Source organism: Stenotrophomonas sp. P5_B8, from assembly GCF_054049855.1.
In genome coordinates this window covers 1-616 of record NZ_JBFULO010000854.1, presented here as the reverse complement: position 1 = coordinate 616, position 616 = coordinate 1, and the positions used below count along the sequence as shown (strand labels likewise).

1 pseudogene is annotated in these 616 nt (G+C 64.6%); it reads right to left on the bottom strand.

The window, feature by feature from the left end:
* Positions 1 to 302: 302 nt before the first annotated feature.
* Positions 303 to 616 (bottom strand): annotated as a pseudogene (locus ACXJKH_RS21835) (DNA topoisomerase IV subunit A); the annotation flags it as partial.

The following is a 616-nucleotide window of genomic DNA, read 5'->3' as shown; positions in this document are numbered from 1 at the left end:
CGCGCTCGACCTGGTCGACCACCGACAATTTGAAGGCCAGCGAGTAATCCCGCTGGCTGCGCCTGAGTGTTGAATCCATTGAACATTCCTCTTCCTGTGGGAAAAGGTGTCAACCCAATTCAGGACGGGTCACAATCAAGCAAAAAGGTCGGGGAAACCCGGCCTTTTTGTGTGCGCGTGATCGGCAACACCGGCCGCTGACCGGTTCCCGCCGCACCGGAAAGAACCGCCGCACCGGTAGTGCCGGCCGCTGGCCGGCTCCCCGCGGCGTCGGAAAGAACCGCAACCGGCCGCTGACCGGGTTACTCCACCGCCAATCCTTCCACCTTCTGCCAGCCACGCGGCAGCAGATGGCCGCGCGTCGCCCGCGTGCCCAGGTAGGTGTCCAGGTCCTTGAACGACAGGTTCATCGTGCGCGCACCGCTGCGTACCAGCAGCGTGTTGCCCGGGGCGACCGACACCACCGCGACCACGCGCTCGGTGGCGAGCTTGGCCTTGGGAATGTCGATGATCTTGTTGCCCTTGCCCTTGTCCAATTCCGGCAGGTCGCTGGCGGCGATCGCCAGCAGGTTGCCCGAGCTGGTCACCGCCACGATGCGGTCCGTTTCCGGATTGG